The following is a 14974-nucleotide window of genomic DNA, read 5'->3' as shown; positions in this document are numbered from 1 at the left end:
AGAAGTTATGAACAAACCAAAACTGTACAAAGTATTAAGTACTGTTGCTGCTTCAACATTATTACTATCTGCATGTGGGGGTGCCGATAGCGGTAGCAAAAAAGCAAATACGAAAAAAGTAGAAACAAATAAATTTAGTTCTGCTGTAAAAAATGATGGTAAAGAAATTAAAGACGGATCATTAACATATGGACTCGTTTCAAATTCACCTTTCGCTGGTGTTTTAAGTAGAGTATTGTATGAAGTTGCTCCAGATTCAGAAATTATGGATTTCTTTGATGAAGGTTTATTAGCTACAGATAAAAACTGGGAAATTACAAATGACGGTGCTGCAACGTATACAATTTCTGAAGATAAAAAAACAATTACTATTAAGATTAAAGATAATGTAAAATGGCACGATGGTAACCCTGTAACAGCTGAGGATTTAGAATATTCTTACTTAATTATTGGTAATAGTAAATATACAGGTATTCGTTACGATACACAAATGCAAATGATTGAAGGTATGGAAGACTATCACGCTGGAAAAGCTGACAAAATTTCTGGTATTAAAGTTGTTGACCCAAAAACAATTTCAATTACTTATAAAGAAGTAAACCCTTCACTGAAAACTGGTATTTGGACATACCCTACACCTAAAAAATATTTAGGCGATGTACCAATTGAAAAACTAGCAGAATCTGATAAAATCCGTCAAAATCCAATTGGATTCGGTCCATTTAAAGTAAAGAAAATCGTTCCTGGTGAATCTGTTGAATATGAACGCTTCGATGATTACTGGGGTGGCAAACCTAAACTAAAAAATGTAACATTAAAAGTGGTAAATCCATCTATTGTTAGTGCATCTCTGAAAAAAGGTGATATTGATATTGCATCAATTACTGCTGATCAATATCCGAACGTAAGTAAATTGAAGAATACACAACTAATTGGTAAAACTGATCTTGCTTACACTTATATCGGATTTAAATTTGGACATATGGACAAAGCAAAGAACGAAGCTGTAATGGATAACGATAAGTTCAAAGACGTTCGTTTACGTCAAGCGATGGCACATGCCATTGATAGAGAAAAATTAGCGGAGAAAGTATATCATGGACTTCGCGTTCCAGCTAACTCTCCAATTCCACCATCTATGCCAAAGTACCATAATAACGATGTTGGTGCATATAACTTAGATGTAGATAAAGCGAAAAAACTATTAGATGAAGCTGGCTATAAAGATAAAAATGGTGATGGATTCCGTGAGGACCCAAAAGGTAATGAGCTCAAAATTAACTTCTTAGCTAGTAGCGGTAGTGAAACAAGTGAACCGCTGGCAAAATTCTATATTCAATCTTGGAAAGATATCGGCTTAAAAGTAGAGCTGGTTGATGGACGCTTACACGAATTTAATGCCATGCGTGATATGATTAAAAAAGATGATCCGAAGGTTGATATTTTCTCTGGTGCTTGGAACACTGGTTCTGATCCTGACCTTTCTGGCCTATGGGGCAAAGATGCTGGATTTAACTATCAGCGCTGGGTAAATGATGAAAATACTAAGTTATTAAACGAAGGATTATCAGAAAAAGCTACTGATGAAAAATATCGTAAAGAAGTATACGATAAATGGCAAAAATTAATTCATGATGAAGCACCGATGATTCCAATTCATTACACATTTGATTTAACAGGTGTTAATAAGCGAGTAAAAAATTATAATGTCGACACTCAAGTGAACCAAATAACTTCACAATGGAAAGACGTTACTGTAACAAGTGAAAAACCAGAAGTAGAAAAATAAGCATAAAAATAGCTCTTCGCATTTACTTACATGCGAAGAGCTATTTTTTATTTATCGTTCTTCTCTTGCTGTTTATATTAATCAATTCCCTTCTATTCATACGATTAAAACATTTGCTGAAACATCTTTACTAAAACAGCTAACATAACAGATCCAGCAAATCCCCCTAAACAAATTAAGCTTACCCCTTGACTATATGATAAATTTTGAAATGATTTCATACCTTCCATCCTTCCTATATCCCCTTTGATATTCTTATTTTATCAATGGAAAAAATTTCATAACATCGATTTCGCTGACAACTAACTTACAAATTTGTAAGTTAACAATTTCCCTCTAAACTTATATATCTATTATGTCCACACTCTCCCCCTTTATACACAAAAAAAGACCTTGAATTATATCAAGGTCCTACTTACACTACATAATATCTCACTCAATTTATTTTATCCCGCTATTTGTGGGCAGTAAGACCCACGCCTCAAAATTCAGCGAAAGCAAAGAAGTTCGGTAGGGGTCGGGCTACCCGTAAATGCCCGATTGGTGAAGGCTAATAATCAGTGGGGGATGAACAAACCCCCCCACTGATTAAAGTTTCACTTTATAATCATCACCGGGCATTTCACACGCTTCGCTATTTTATGACTTACACTACCAAGCACCATCTCTTGCAATGTATTTAGCCCTCTACTCCCAGCAATAACAAGATCTATATCACCTGTATTTACATATTGAACAATCGTATCTCCTGGATCGCCATGTAGAATCGTAATTTTGTAGGTAATGTTCCCTTTCTTTAATAAACTCTCAATCTCTTTTAATTTATCTTTTCGACTAGCTGATATTGTTTCTAAATCCGTTTGTCCTTGTATAATATCTGATTTTGCCGTTCTATTATCTACTACGTACACAACTTCAACATGTGTTTCTTCGTTAAATTTCGCAATATATGTTGCATGCTCGGCTGCTCGAAGTGCATGTTCAGAACCATCACATGCTAATATAATTTGTTTGTACATATGCTGAATCCCCTTTTCGTTATCCTACCCGTATTATATAATAAAGCCTCCTAAAAAGGAGGCTTTATTAACTAGCAATTTTCTTATTATAAGTAGCTAAATTTGAAACAATCTTCGAGCTTCGTTCATTTAACCCTGTGATCCTTACTTTCACACCGTTCTGTTCATACTTCATTATAACTTTATCAATTGCCGCTACTGCTGAATCATCCCATACATGTGCATGAGTAAAGTTCATCTCAATTTCTTTCACATCTTCATTGTATGAAAAAGCATTTATATACTCTGTCGTAGATGCGAAGAAAAGTTGGCCGTGAATTTCGTATATTTTCTTATTTTCAATATACGAATGTTTCACGTGAATCTTTGCCATATTGAATGCAAATAAAACTGCACTAATTATCGTTCCGATAATTACACCTAATCCTAAATTATGTGTGATTAGGACAATCACAACTGTTACGAGCATAACAAAAGCGTTTCCTTTTGGTACTTTATGAATCGTTGCTACAGAGTGCCAATCAAACGTCCCAATCGAAATCATAATCATAACAGCAACTAAAGCAGCCATCGGAATATGAACAACGTAATCACCTAAAACAAATAGCAATACGATTAAAAACCCACCCGCTACAAATGTTGATAACCGTCCGCGCCCGCCTGATTTAATGTTAATAACAGATTGTCCAATCATTGCACATCCTGCCATTCCTCCGAAGAAACCAGCGACAATGTTTGCAATACCTTGGCCACGTGCTTCCTTATGTTTATTACTTTCCGTATGTGTCATATCGTCTAAAACCGAAGCCGTTAATAATGACTCTAGTAAACCAATAATTGCAAGCATAACTGAGTACGGTAAAATAATCCCTAATGTCTCAAGTGTAAACGGTACATCAGGAATACTAAAGAATGGTAATTCTTTCGGTAAGCTTCCCATATCCCCTACTGTTTTCAACTGTAATCCGCTCATAAGTGCAATACTTGTCACAATAATAATTGAAATAAGTGTAGACGGTACAGCCGTCGTAATACGTGGAAATAAATATATAATTGCAAGTCCTAATGCGACAAGTGCATACATTTGCCAAGTTGCATTTTTAAAATGCGGCAATTGCGCTGTAAAAACTAAAATTCCAAGTGAATTTAAAAAACCACTCATAACTGATTTCGGAACAAATTTCATAAATGAACTAAGTTTGAATACCCCAAAAATAATTTGGACAATACCTGTTACTATTGTCGCTGCGAATAAATATTGTAAACCGTGATCTTTCACGAGCGTCACCATTAATAACGCCATTGCACCTGTTGCAGCTGAGATCATCCCAGGTCTGCCGCCCACAAATGAAATTGTAACTGCAATACAAAAGGCTGCGTATAATCCAACGGTCGGATCTACGCCTGCAATAACGGAAAAAGCTATCGCTTCAGGAATTAACGCTAAAGCAACAACAATTCCCGATAGCACGTCCCCTTTCACGTTGGAGAACCAATCATTCTTTATCGTTTGAAACAAAATACCACTCCTCTACTCTTTTATCATTTGATTTTCTCCATAAGAAAATCTAGGCCGACTGCACGAAGGCTATTATATAACGAGTAGAGGATTTTTTACTATGTAAAATTTTCCTAAAGAAAAAACGCTACCTTTGTAGCGTCTTTTCTCATTTCATTAATGTCCACCGTGACCTTGACCATTTTCTTGAACAATCTCTAACCTCTCATCTAATATCCCTTGTGTTTCAAATGAAATATTTTCAGTATTCCCTAATAAGAATCCATGATTGTATGGGCCAAGTGTCGGATCACCTTTGAATTTCGGCTGAATAGTAGCAAGGAAGTCATAAACTGGTTGTGAAGCTTTTCCTTCCTCTAATAAGATAACAGGGGCATGTTTACCCATATGTGAAAAAGGTGCTCCCGCAATTGCTAAGTCTGGTGTTTTGCTTGAAACAAACGACAAACCGTGACCAGGTTTTGTGAACCCCCAGCCAAATTTCGTTTTTTCATCTTTAAATTTCGCAAACGTAATCGAATTTTCTGTTGGAGTCTCCCCACTAATACGTGTTACTTTCCCATATTTACTTAACTCTTTTTCTACTTCTTTTGAAATGATTTTTTCTGGTCCTAACACATATATATTCGCTTTATCTTTTCTCATTTTCAATGCCTCACTTGTCGCTTCTGGCACCTTATCTTTTTCTACATATAAAAGTGGTTCTGGCATATGAGAAATCCAATTTACAGCTGGCGTTGTATATAAACGTCCTTCTTCTTCAGATGAACCAATAATAACGCTATTTGGATAACTCCCTGTTATATCGGCATATTCTTTATCAACATCTTTCGCAAACTTAGCTGAATCCGTTTCTTTTATTTGCTTTACTTTATAGTCTTTTAATTGATCTAGGCTAGCTGCACCTACATCACCCATCACCATAATTTGCGTTCCATCTTTCGTTCCGAGCGGATTTAATCTTTTTATTTCTTTTAACGTCATTTCAGGTACCGCTTCTTTTTCTATAAATAAAATCGGTCCGTTATTCGGATGATGAATAAGATCCGCACTTGCAATACCTAATTGCCATTCGCTTACTGGCACTAAAATAACAGCGCCTGGCTGATTCTCCTTATGAGTTGCTGGCCATATCGTTTGCGAAGTTAATACTGCCATTTTGAGTGGATCATTTGTATTTAATCTCGTCACATTTTTTAAACTTGTCGTTAATAAATCATTCGATGCCCCGGCATTCATTTCTTTCGGCGCAGTTACCTCCTGATTCATTTTCATTTCCTTTTGCTCTGTTTTCTTCTCTTTTGTAGATTCATGATTTTTATGGTCTGTATTCGTTTGTCCACATGCAGCAAGACCAACTGCTGTAATGATCGTTACTCCCAAAATTCGAGTCATTTTTTTCATTATACCGCCTCCGTAATAATCATTTTCGAGCCAATATGATTACCTAAAATGAAATTTCAACTTTACAATAACAAGCAATTCTGAAGAAATTATGCAGATGCATTATAATCTGCACCATTTCTTCATGATTTTGACTTACAATTTAAGTAATAACCACAAATACGGAGGTACTCTATGATCGATATACTACTCGTAGATGATGAACCGAGAATGCTTGAATTATTAACTCTTTATCTTACTCCAATCGGATATAACTGCGTATGTGCAGTATCCGGAGAAGAAGCTATTTCACATATAGAAAATCGAAACTTCAAATTTGTTTTACTCGATATTATGATGCCAAAGATGGACGGATGGGAAACGTGCAAAAGAATTCGATCATTTAGTAACGTTCCAATCATTATGGTAACTGCTCGTGATCAAACGGTAGATGTCGTTCAAGGACTAAAACTTGGAGCAGATGATTATGTGACGAAACCATTCCACGAAGAGGAGCTCTTCGCAAGAATTGAAGCTGTTTTACGGCGTACGAATCAACATGCGCAAATTGAATATCACGGCATTTTATGGGATGAGGCAAAACATTTTGTATCTGTCCATGATGAAGAACTTCTTCTCACTCCAATCGAATTCTCTTTGCTCGGACTATTTTTACGCCATGTGAACTACGTATTGAGCCGCGATCAGCTCATTGAACGAATTTGGGGATTCAATACAAATACAGAAGATCGTACAGTCGATTCACATATTCGTAATTTACGTGATAAATTACGGAAAGTAAATTTTCCTATTGATCATCATTTAAAGACTGTATACGGAGTAGGTTATCGATGGATTGATACCCTAGAGTAAGGAGCAAAGCGATGAAACGAATCTCTATTCAATTCGGATTTTATTTTCTAATTGTCACACTTTTAATCGAAAGCGTTCTATTTATTTTGCTCTATTATAGCCTCGTAAACAATAGAGTAAATGAAGAAATGACCGCTTTATTAAAGCGCGGAAATAGTCACCGAGATGTCCTTGAAAAGTATTTTGACAGGCAAACAATCTCACATGTCGCTTTAATGGAATCCGAAGCTGAAACAACTGTTGTTATTACAAATTCAAATAAGGACGTACTAGCTAAATCTAATGAAATAAATACCACTATAAAAAAGCATATTGAAAGAATGCAAACACGAACAGATCATGATGGAGCAATTATAGAAAATCATTGGAAAACATCTAATTATATATGTACAGTTAGCCCAATTGTAGTGGCAGGAAAAACGGAAGGCTATGTATATATGTTTCTCGGGACGGAATCAATCGAAGAAATGGTTAACGGGCTAACAAGACAATTCATTATCGCCGGAGTCATTACTTTTCTATTAACAGCCATCACCATCTTTCTATTATCACGTTTGTTAACGAAACCATTGTTACACATGAAACAAGCGACTGAAAAAATGAGTAAGGGTGATTTATCCGTTTCATTAACGACTACTCGAAATGACGAAATTGGTGAACTAGCACAATCTATTCAAACCCTCGCAAATGATTTACATTATATGAAAACAGAAAGAAGTGAATTTCTAGCGAGTGTTGCTCACGAATTACGAACACCTTTAACGTACGTAAGAGGTTATGCTGACATTGCATTAAAAGAAAGTACAACTCCTGAGCAACGTTTACGATACTTATCCATCATAAAAGACGAATCTGATTATATTACAAACTTAGTTCAAGATTTATTTTCACTCGCTCAGATGGAAAAGCATAATTTTTTCATTCAAGTAAAGGAAGTGCATTTACATACCTTCCTTACTCGCATAACCGAAAAAGTAAACGTGATGTTCGAAGAAAAGCATATTAAAGTTTCTTTCACTTGTCCTCCTTCACTGCTAGTAAAATTAGATGAACAGCGATTCGAACAAGTTATAGTAAACATTTTAAATAACGCTTATAGACATTCAAAAGAACATTCTTCTATAAATATTTCTGTTACAGAAGAACATAAACGTATTTTCATCAAAATTAAGGACGAAGGTGAAGGTATTCCTAAAGAAGACCTCCCCCACATTTTCGACCGCTTTTATCGCGTTGATAAAGCGCGCTCTAGAGCTACAGGCGGCACTGGTTTAGGGCTATCCATCGTAAAAGAAATTGTAGAACTACACGGCGGAAATATTACTGTAACAAGTGACCTTGACCATGGGTCTTGTTTTACAATTTCCTTGCCATTTATGTAGAAACACGACTATCATCAATAGTCGTGTTTTTTATCATTTTACCTTATAATATAAATTTACAAATTGTCCAAAACGTTTCGTATCCGTTAAAGTTAAATTAATTTCCGGATTCTTTTCTTGAAATAACGAAACTCCAGAGCCTAATATGTGAGGGGTAATCGTGACAACATATTCATCAATTAGATTATTCTTAAAGAACTCTCTTAATAGACTCCCTCCACCGACCATCCATATTTTAGATCCTTCTTGTGCTTTTAACCTTTTTGTAAACTCCACTACATCTTCATTTACAAATTCCAGATTTCCATTTGAGCCTTTTTCTGAACGAGAAAAAACATAACATTTTTTATCTAGGTACGGGAATGTTTCAGTATGCTCTACTACATAATCGTACGTTCTTTTTCCCATGATTATTGTATCAATCGTTTCGTACATTTCTGTATAACCGTTGTCTCCTTCTCCTTCCGTTTCCATTAACCACTGTAAATCGTCATCTTCTTTCGCAATATATCCATCTAAGCTCGCTGCAATAAATAAAACTATTTCGCGTGACATATCTTTTCCTCCTTGCATCTCATCTTGATAACATTATGATATTAACAATAAAACATGACAATTTACGTCATGTTAAAAAAGAAAAAAGGTGATGTATTTGTCAAAAGCAAAACGTTTATTAGATATTCTTATATTTGCTTCTGCGAAAAAAACATTTACAGCTCAAGAAATAGCTGATGAATTTAATATTTCCGTTCGTACTGTCCATAGATACATTTTAGATTTAAGCGATATGGGATTACCGATTTATGCTGAACAAGGTCGCAACGGAGGATATAAAGTATTAACGAACAGAGTAATTCCCCCTATTTTATTTACGGAGGAAGAAGCTGTCTCCATCTTTTTTGCCTTTCAATCTTTAAGCTACTACCGAGACCTGCCTTTTAATACAGAAATCAATTCTGTTACTCATAAACTGTATAGCTCTCTACAAAATGATGCGAAAGCGAAAGTTGATAAAATACGGTCTTATATCGCTTTTTGGAACCCGAAGAGATCAATTAAGACGCCTTTTTTAAACGAAGTATTAACCGCTGCTATCGAAAATAAAAATTTACACTTTCAATACGAGTCTAAATCGGGGATAAAAACAAAACATGTTCATCCTATCGGTATATATGCTCACGATGGTTTATGGTATTTGCCATCCTATGACTTTAGTAGAAAAAAAGTATTACTGTATCGTGTCGATCGTATTCTTTCTATATTATCAACGGAAGAAAATGAAGATACATTCATGAATTTAGAAGAATGGTTCGCCTCTAACTCTAACGTAATAAACGGTCCTACTCAGTTACATGTTTTACTAAGGGCAGAGGGCGTGCGCCAATGTAAAAGCGTTCCTTACCTTGAAGAGCTCGTTGTAGTAAACGAAGATGGGACCGGATATATAAATTCAACAATTGATAAAGGCGAAATTAATTTTATTACGCCTCTATTTTATCGGTTTGGAAAAGATGCACAAGTTTTAGAACCGCAAGATTTAATAGACGGTTTGCGTATACGTGCGAAAGAAATTTTAAATATGTATGAAGACTAAAAAGGCGTAAGAAAACTCCTCTTACGCCTTTTCAGTATGCAGTATTTTCTCTATCTCTTCTTTTAACAATGTCTTTGTTTCTTCAAAGTTATGATTCTGCTTTTCTCCCGGTTGTACCGTATAAAACTCAGCAAACGAGCGCTCTTTATACCTTGGTACGACATGCATATGGTAATGTGTTAGCTCGTTAAAGACTCCACCATTTTAACAAATTGTAACTCTGTCTGGTTTATCCCGCATTAACGGGCAGTAAAACTCCCACCTCAAAATTCAGCTGAAGCAAAGAAGTTAGGTAGGAGATCAACTGCCCGTAAAAGCCCGATTGGTGAAGGCTAATAATCAGTGGGAGATGGACAAAACCCCCTCTGTTAAAAACATAAAAACGTGAGCGCCCTATTCTCACGTTTTTACATTTCACTTTACTAATTCAATTGTTTCTGTAACCTTTATACTATCCTTTACAGATTGAACAATTGTGCAATTTTTCACTGCAAGCTGCAACGCCTTGTCCAACTGCTCTTCTGTAATATTCTCCGCTTTAATTTTATAGTGCAAATGAATACTTTCAACTGGTTTCGATAAAGCTTCACTTCTCTCAATTTCAGTTTCAATTGTAAACGTATCGTATGTAATACGTTTTTTCTCTAAAATTGTGCGAAAGACAATTGCACTACATCCTGCGATAGAAGAAACGAGTAATTGTAACGGTGAATATCCATTTTCTTTTCCAATCGCTAATTGACCGTACGATAAATCTGCTTTTATATCATCGTGTTTGATTGTTAGTTTCATTTGTTTTTTCCATCTCCACTTTCATCGGTTTCTTCCGTTTCTTACTCATATAATAATATATGTAGCAGAAAATGATAAATGGAATACCACAATATAATGCCATTCGTTGTTCTGGAATAAACGCTAAACTAATAACAACGATACTATTTGTAATTAAAGCTAAAATTGGAACAAGCGGGTATAGTGGTGTTCTATACTTTAAGTCCTCTAATTTTCCTCCACCTTTTAAATATTGACTTCTAAAGCGAAGTTGGGATAAAGCAATAATGATCCAACTTGAAACAGCAGATAAACCAGCTATAGATAATAAGTACATATATACTGTATCTTCTGCAAGGAAGCTTGTTAATAAGGATAACGCCGCAACAGCAATTGTTACGACTAACGCTGTAATCGGAATACCTCGTTTATTTACTTTCTTGAAAGAAGTTGGTGCCATTCCTTCATTTGCAAGTGACCATAGTATACGCGTTGCTGCATATAATCCTGAGTTCGCTACAGATAATAAAGCGGTAATAATAACGAAGTTCATAATATCAGCTGCATATGGAATACCGATTTTATCAAATACAACTACGAATGGACTTTCAATTACTCCTGCTTCTTTCCAAGAAATTAATCCTACTAAAATTGTCATTGTTAAGATGAAGAATATCATAATACGCCATACTGTATTACGAATCGCACGTGGAATTGTTTTTTCAGGATCCTGACTCTCTCCTGCTGCAATCCCGATTAACTCTGTTCCTTGGAACGAGAAGTTAACTGTAATCATCGTAAGTAATACCGCTGCCAGTCCGTTCGGGAATAGCCCGCCATCACTTACAAAGTTAGAGAAAAGAGGTGCTGCTTCTTTTCCGTCATATGGTATAAATCCTAATAATGCACTACCACCAAGAACAATAAATGCAAGAATTGTAACTACTTTAATACTAGAGAACCAAAACTCTAATTCAGCATAACTTTTCGCTGAAATAGCGTTTGAAGCATATAAAATAACCCCGAATACAAGGCACCATACCCAAACATCAACATTCGGAAACCATCTTTTCATCATTAAACCGATCGATGTTAATTCTAATCCTACTGTTACTGCCCATCCAATCCAGTATAACCAGCCGATCATAAACCCAGTTCCTGGTCCAATAAACTTCGTCGCATACTTTTGGAAAGATCCTGAAACTGGCATTGCTACCGTTAGCTCTCCAAGACAAAGCATTGTTAAATACATAATAAATCCGCCCACTAAATATGAAAGGATCGCTCCCCCTGGTCCAGCCTGATTAATAGTGTAACCTGAACCTAGAAAAAAACCAGTTCCAATTACCCCACCTAGTGCGATCATAAATAAATGTCTACTCTTCATCGTACGATGTAATTTCTCATTCGTTGTTTGCTGCATCTTAATCCTCCCCTACAAGTACCCCTATCTCTTGTTAAAATTTTCTGATAATAAAAATATACACGAAAGCGGTTACAATTTCTATATAAAATTAAAACTTTTCTGATAAAACAATATAAAAATTCAATTATTAAGAGCTTGCGATACTAATTTGAGGTAAAAAAGGATTTATAAGGAAAAAACCCTTACATTTTTTGTAAGAGTTAACGTAATTCTAATCTTCTAGATAAAATTGATAAACCGTAGTTTACAACGAAATACATACAAGCTACTAGTATAAATGTCGGAATCATATAATTTACATTCTGTCCGCTAATAATTTGAGCATTATGCATAAGCTCTGGCAATGATATAACAACTGCTAATGACGTATCTTTTAACAATGAAATAAATTGACTAACAAGCGGAGGAACCATTCTTCTAAGTGCTTGCGGTAAAATAATGTGCCAAAGCGTTTGGACATATGTTAATCCTGAAGAGCGTGCCGCTTCCATTTGTCCTCTTTCGATAGACAATAAGCCACTTCTAACAATTTCAGATATCATTGCTGCTTCAAATATCGTTAAAGCAACAATTGTAGCTGTTATAATTTCTAATTTCAAGCCTGCTTCTGGAAGTGCAAAATACGTAAAAAATATAATTAAAAGTAACGGTAAATTCCGAATTACTTCAACGATAAAACCTAGTATTTGTGAGACGACGGGCATTTTTGTGTACCGCACAATCCCTATTACACTACCAATAATAAAGCTAAGTACAATTGCTACGAGCGCTACCTCTAATGTGATGAGCAATCCTTTTAATAAAAATAGAATATGATCACCTGTTATTGCTCCCTTAAAATCCATTTACACCGCCTCCTTTGCTAAGCGTCTTTCTAAATAACGCACTAGCATACTTAGCGGAATTGTTAATACTAAATAAAACATCCCGACAAATATATATACATCAAACGTAACGAACGTCTTCGTTGAAATTAAATCTCCTTGATACATTAAATCCGTCCCAGCAATAATTCCGAGTATAGAAGAGTTTTTTACTAAATTGAGAAATTGATTTCCTAGAGGAGGAATTACGATTTTCATCGCTTGAGGTAAAATAATGTAGTACATCGCTTGCACATATGTTAGCCCTGAAGAGCGCGCCGCTTCCATTTGTCCTTTTGCGACTGATAAAATACCAGCACGAATTACTTCCGCAATAAAGGCCGCAGTATACACAGTAAGCGTAACTGTCCCTGCTACAAAGCCATTCAAAGTGATTCCTATTACAGGTAGAGCAAAATAAAATATAAATGCAATTAATACGAGTGGAATATTTCTTACAAATTCCACAAAAGCAGATCCGATCCAATTTAAAACGCGAATAGGCGCTATACGCATTACCGCCAAAATGACTCCTAAAATAAAACTTCCTATTAATGCAAATACACTAGACATCACTGTATATTTAAATCCTTCTAAATACATATCAATGTTATTCGTTAATATAGAAAAATCAGGCACATATTCTCCCCTCTTTCTTTACAAGAAGAGGATGAGCATCCCTCATCCTCTCATTCTTATTATTTATTCCAATTAGTGTCACTTTATTTTTCTTGTTTTTGACCGATCCATTTTTCATATAATTTATCGTATTCTCCATTAGCTTTCATATCTTTTAATAAACTATTAATCTCTTTTGTTAAATCCTCTGCACCCTTTTGCACTGCAATTCCATACGGTTCATCCGTAAAAATTTTCCCTACAACTTCATAATTAGAATCTTGTTTTGCCATTCCGTAAAGAATTGCATTATCTGTCGTTAAAACATCACCTTTACCCGCTTTTAACGCTGTAAATGCCTCACTATAATTTTCAAATTCTAATACAGTCGCTTCTGGTGACTTTTGACGAATGTTATTTGTAGATGTTGAGCCTTTTACAGCTAATACTTTCACACCTTGTTTTATATCATCAATACTCTTAATATTGCTTCCTTTTTTCACAAGTAACGATTGCCCCGCTTTAAAATATACATCTGAAAAATCAACTTCTTTTTTACGTTCTTCCGTAATTGTCATTGTTGCGATAATTGCATCAATATCACCATTTTTCAGTAGTGGAATACGTGTTTTAGATGTTACTTCTTTCAGCTCTAGTTTCTTTTCGTCCCCAAGAATTTTTTTCGCAAGTGCCTTCGCGATATCAACATCGAATCCTTCTACCTGCCCTGTTGAAGGATTTTTCAGCCCGAATAAATTCGTATCATTCTTCACCCCAACTACTAATTTCCCGCGCTTCTTAATTTGCTCTATGGCCCCGCCTTGCTTCGTATTCGTTTCTTTCGCCTCTTCTTTTTTACTTCCACATCCAGCGACAACAAGCACGAATAAGCATGAAAATACAATTAAAGTAAACAGCTTTTTCATTTTAAGCATGAAATTCCTCCTTTAATGATTTAACACCCGACTTAAAAACAAACGAGCTCTTTCTTGTTCAGGATTCGCAAAAAATTGTGCTGGTGTTGTATCTTCAATAATTTGACCTTCATCCATAAATAAAATCCTATCTGCTACTTCACGTGCGAATCCCATCTCGTGTGTGACGACAACCATCGTCATGCCTTCTTTGGCTAATGCTTTCATAACATCAAGTACTTCTCCGATCATTTCTGGATCAAGAGCAGACGTAGGCTCATCAAATAGCATAATTTCCGGCTGCATCGCGAGCCCTCTAGCAATCGCTACCCTTTGCTGTTGTCCACCAGATAATTGATGCGGGAATACACCAGCCTTCTCCGGGATTCCTACTTTCTCTAAATAAAACATCGCTGTTTCCTCTGCTTCTTCTTTTGAAACTTTATTTACTTTAATAGGTGCTAGTGTAATATTTTGAAGAACTGTTTTATGCGGGTATAAATAAAAATGCTGAAAAACCATCCCGATATTTCGGCGTAATTCATTCATATCTGTTTTTGCATTGTGTACCTCCGTATTTTGTACCATTAACTCTCCGTCTGTAATTGTCTCTAGCTGATTTATACACCGAAGCAACGTGCTTTTTCCTGATCCTGAAGGACCAACTACTACTACCACTTCACCCTTTTTCACTTGCACATTAATATTTTTCAAAACTTGAAAGTTGCCGTAATATTTATTTACGTTACGAAACTCTATCAACATACTCCCCCCTTCCACTAACAAAGCATGTACATTCTTTTTATATTCAAAAATAGTCCCA

15 protein-coding genes and 1 pseudogene are annotated in these 14974 nt (G+C 35.5%); 4 read left to right on the top strand and 12 right to left on the bottom strand.

What is annotated here, in order from left to right; genetic code table 11:
- The first annotated feature begins 7 nt into the window (after positions 1-7).
- Positions 8-1789, top strand: a complete 1782-nt coding sequence (opp4A, locus tag QUF93_RS05675) for an oligopeptide ABC transporter substrate-binding protein (protein ID WP_289358112.1) — start codon at positions 8-10, stop codon at positions 1787-1789.
- 104 nt (positions 1790-1893) lie between these two features.
- Here the strand turns inward: opp4A and QUF93_RS05670 are convergent, their stop codons facing one another.
- From QUF93_RS05670 to QUF93_RS05655, 4 genes are all read right to left on the bottom strand, one after another.
- Positions 1894-2010: a DUF4027 family protein gene (locus tag QUF93_RS05670; protein WP_033795461.1), complete on the bottom strand. Its 117-nt coding sequence runs from the start codon at positions 2008-2010 to the stop codon at positions 1894-1896.
- 375 nt (positions 2011-2385) lie between these two features.
- On the bottom strand, positions 2386-2808 hold the full coding sequence (locus QUF93_RS05665; RefSeq protein ID WP_002116162.1) for a universal stress protein: 423 nt from the start codon (positions 2806-2808) through the stop codon (positions 2386-2388).
- 67 nt (positions 2809-2875) lie between these two features.
- Positions 2876-4327, bottom strand: coding sequence for a SulP family inorganic anion transporter (locus QUF93_RS05660; protein ID WP_289358111.1), 1452 nt, complete (start codon positions 4325-4327; stop codon positions 2876-2878).
- 156 nt (positions 4328-4483) lie between these two features.
- Positions 4484-5731: a cell wall-binding repeat-containing protein gene (locus tag QUF93_RS05655; RefSeq protein WP_289358110.1), complete on the bottom strand. Its 1248-nt coding sequence runs from the start codon at positions 5729-5731 to the stop codon at positions 4484-4486.
- A gap of 174 nt (positions 5732-5905) precedes the next feature.
- Here QUF93_RS05655 and QUF93_RS05650 point away from each other — a divergent pair, with 174 nt between their 5' ends.
- Together QUF93_RS05650 and QUF93_RS05645 are read left to right on the top strand one after the other, a co-directional pair.
- Entirely contained in the window at positions 5906-6583 is a 678-nt protein-coding gene (locus tag QUF93_RS05650) for a response regulator transcription factor (RefSeq protein WP_002116154.1), read from the top strand.
- Between the two features lie 11 nt (positions 6584-6594).
- Complete coding sequence (locus QUF93_RS05645) at positions 6595-7965, top strand: sensor histidine kinase (protein ID WP_289358108.1); 1371 nt, start codon at positions 6595-6597, stop codon at positions 7963-7965.
- A gap of 33 nt (positions 7966-7998) precedes the next feature.
- Here QUF93_RS05645 and QUF93_RS05640 read toward each other — a convergent pair whose 3' ends face one another.
- Positions 7999-8520, bottom strand: coding sequence for a dihydrofolate reductase family protein (locus tag QUF93_RS05640; RefSeq protein WP_289358107.1), 522 nt, complete (start codon positions 8518-8520; stop codon positions 7999-8001).
- Between the two features lie 97 nt (positions 8521-8617).
- On the opposite strand from QUF93_RS05640, the gene QUF93_RS05635 reads away from it, so the two are divergent.
- Positions 8618-9559, top strand: coding sequence for a helix-turn-helix transcriptional regulator (locus QUF93_RS05635; protein WP_289358106.1), 942 nt, complete (start codon positions 8618-8620; stop codon positions 9557-9559).
- A 21-nt stretch (positions 9560-9580) separates the two neighbouring features.
- Here the strand turns inward: QUF93_RS05635 and QUF93_RS05630 are convergent.
- From QUF93_RS05630 to QUF93_RS05600, 7 genes and pseudogenes are all read right to left on the bottom strand, one after another.
- Positions 9581-9790, bottom strand: a pseudogene (locus QUF93_RS05630) (HIT family protein); the annotation flags it as partial.
- A gap of 183 nt (positions 9791-9973) precedes the next feature.
- Positions 9974-10351, bottom strand: a complete 378-nt coding sequence (locus tag QUF93_RS05625; RefSeq protein WP_289358105.1) for an OsmC family protein — start codon at positions 10349-10351, stop codon at positions 9974-9976.
- Positions 10326-11753: an amino acid permease gene (locus QUF93_RS05620; protein WP_289358104.1), complete on the bottom strand. Its 1428-nt coding sequence runs from the start codon at positions 11751-11753 to the stop codon at positions 10326-10328. Before QUF93_RS05620 ends, QUF93_RS05625 begins: the two co-directional genes overlap by 26 nt.
- 203 nt (positions 11754-11956) lie before the next feature.
- The gene (locus QUF93_RS05615) at positions 11957-12601 is read right to left on the bottom strand and encodes an amino acid ABC transporter permease (RefSeq protein ID WP_289358103.1); all 645 of its coding nucleotides are present in this window, start codon (positions 12599-12601) and stop codon (positions 11957-11959) included.
- On the bottom strand, positions 12602-13258 hold the full coding sequence (locus tag QUF93_RS05610; RefSeq protein ID WP_289358102.1) for an amino acid ABC transporter permease: 657 nt from the start codon (positions 13256-13258) through the stop codon (positions 12602-12604).
- An 83-nt stretch (positions 13259-13341) separates the two neighbouring features.
- Positions 13342-14172 carry a glutamine ABC transporter substrate-binding protein GlnH gene (glnH, locus tag QUF93_RS05605; protein WP_289358101.1) on the bottom strand — a complete coding sequence of 277 codons (831 nt, stop codon included), beginning with the start codon at positions 14170-14172 and terminating at the stop codon, positions 13342-13344.
- 12 nt (positions 14173-14184) lie between these two features.
- Entirely contained in the window at positions 14185-14913 is a 729-nt protein-coding gene (locus QUF93_RS05600; RefSeq protein ID WP_434476079.1) for an amino acid ABC transporter ATP-binding protein, read from the bottom strand.
- Positions 14914-14974 lie beyond the last annotated feature (61 nt).

The sequence above is a fragment of the Bacillus hominis genome (assembly GCF_030348325.1).
Taxonomy (GTDB): Bacteria; Bacillota; Bacilli; order Bacillales; family Bacillaceae_G; genus Bacillus_A; species Bacillus_A hominis.
This window is presented reverse-complemented; position numbering and strand designations above follow the sequence as displayed.

Bases quoted from the DNA above. Each gene is read 5' to 3' on its own strand.
- QUF93_RS05645 (WP_289358108.1), top strand. From the start codon at position 6,595: ATGAAACGAATCTCTATTCAATTCGGATTTTATTTTCTAATTGTCACA.
- QUF93_RS05670 (WP_033795461.1), bottom strand. From the start codon at position 2,010: ATGAAATCATTTCAAAATTTATCATATAGTCAAGGGGTAAGCTTAATT.
- QUF93_RS05665 (WP_002116162.1), bottom strand. From the start codon at position 2,808: ATGTACAAACAAATTATATTAGCATGTGATGGTTCTGAACATGCACTT.
- QUF93_RS05650 (WP_002116154.1), top strand. From the start codon at position 5,906: ATGATCGATATACTACTCGTAGATGATGAACCGAGAATGCTTGAATTA.
- QUF93_RS05625 (WP_289358105.1), bottom strand. From the start codon at position 10,351: ATGAAACTAACAATCAAACACGATGATATAAAAGCAGATTTATCGTAC.
- QUF93_RS05655 (WP_289358110.1), bottom strand. From the start codon at position 5,731: ATGAAAAAAATGACTCGAATTTTGGGAGTAACGATCATTACAGCAGTT.
- QUF93_RS05620 (WP_289358104.1), bottom strand. From the start codon at position 11,753: ATGCAGCAAACAACGAATGAGAAATTACATCGTACGATGAAGAGTAGA.
- glnH (WP_289358101.1), bottom strand. From the start codon at position 14,172: ATGCTTAAAATGAAAAAGCTGTTTACTTTAATTGTATTTTCATGCTTA.
- opp4A (WP_289358112.1), top strand. From the start codon at position 8: ATGAACAAACCAAAACTGTACAAAGTATTAAGTACTGTTGCTGCTTCA.
- QUF93_RS05640 (WP_289358107.1), bottom strand. From the start codon at position 8,520: ATGTCACGCGAAATAGTTTTATTTATTGCAGCGAGCTTAGATGGATAT.
- QUF93_RS05615 (WP_289358103.1), bottom strand. From the start codon at position 12,601: ATGGATTTTAAGGGAGCAATAACAGGTGATCATATTCTATTTTTATTA.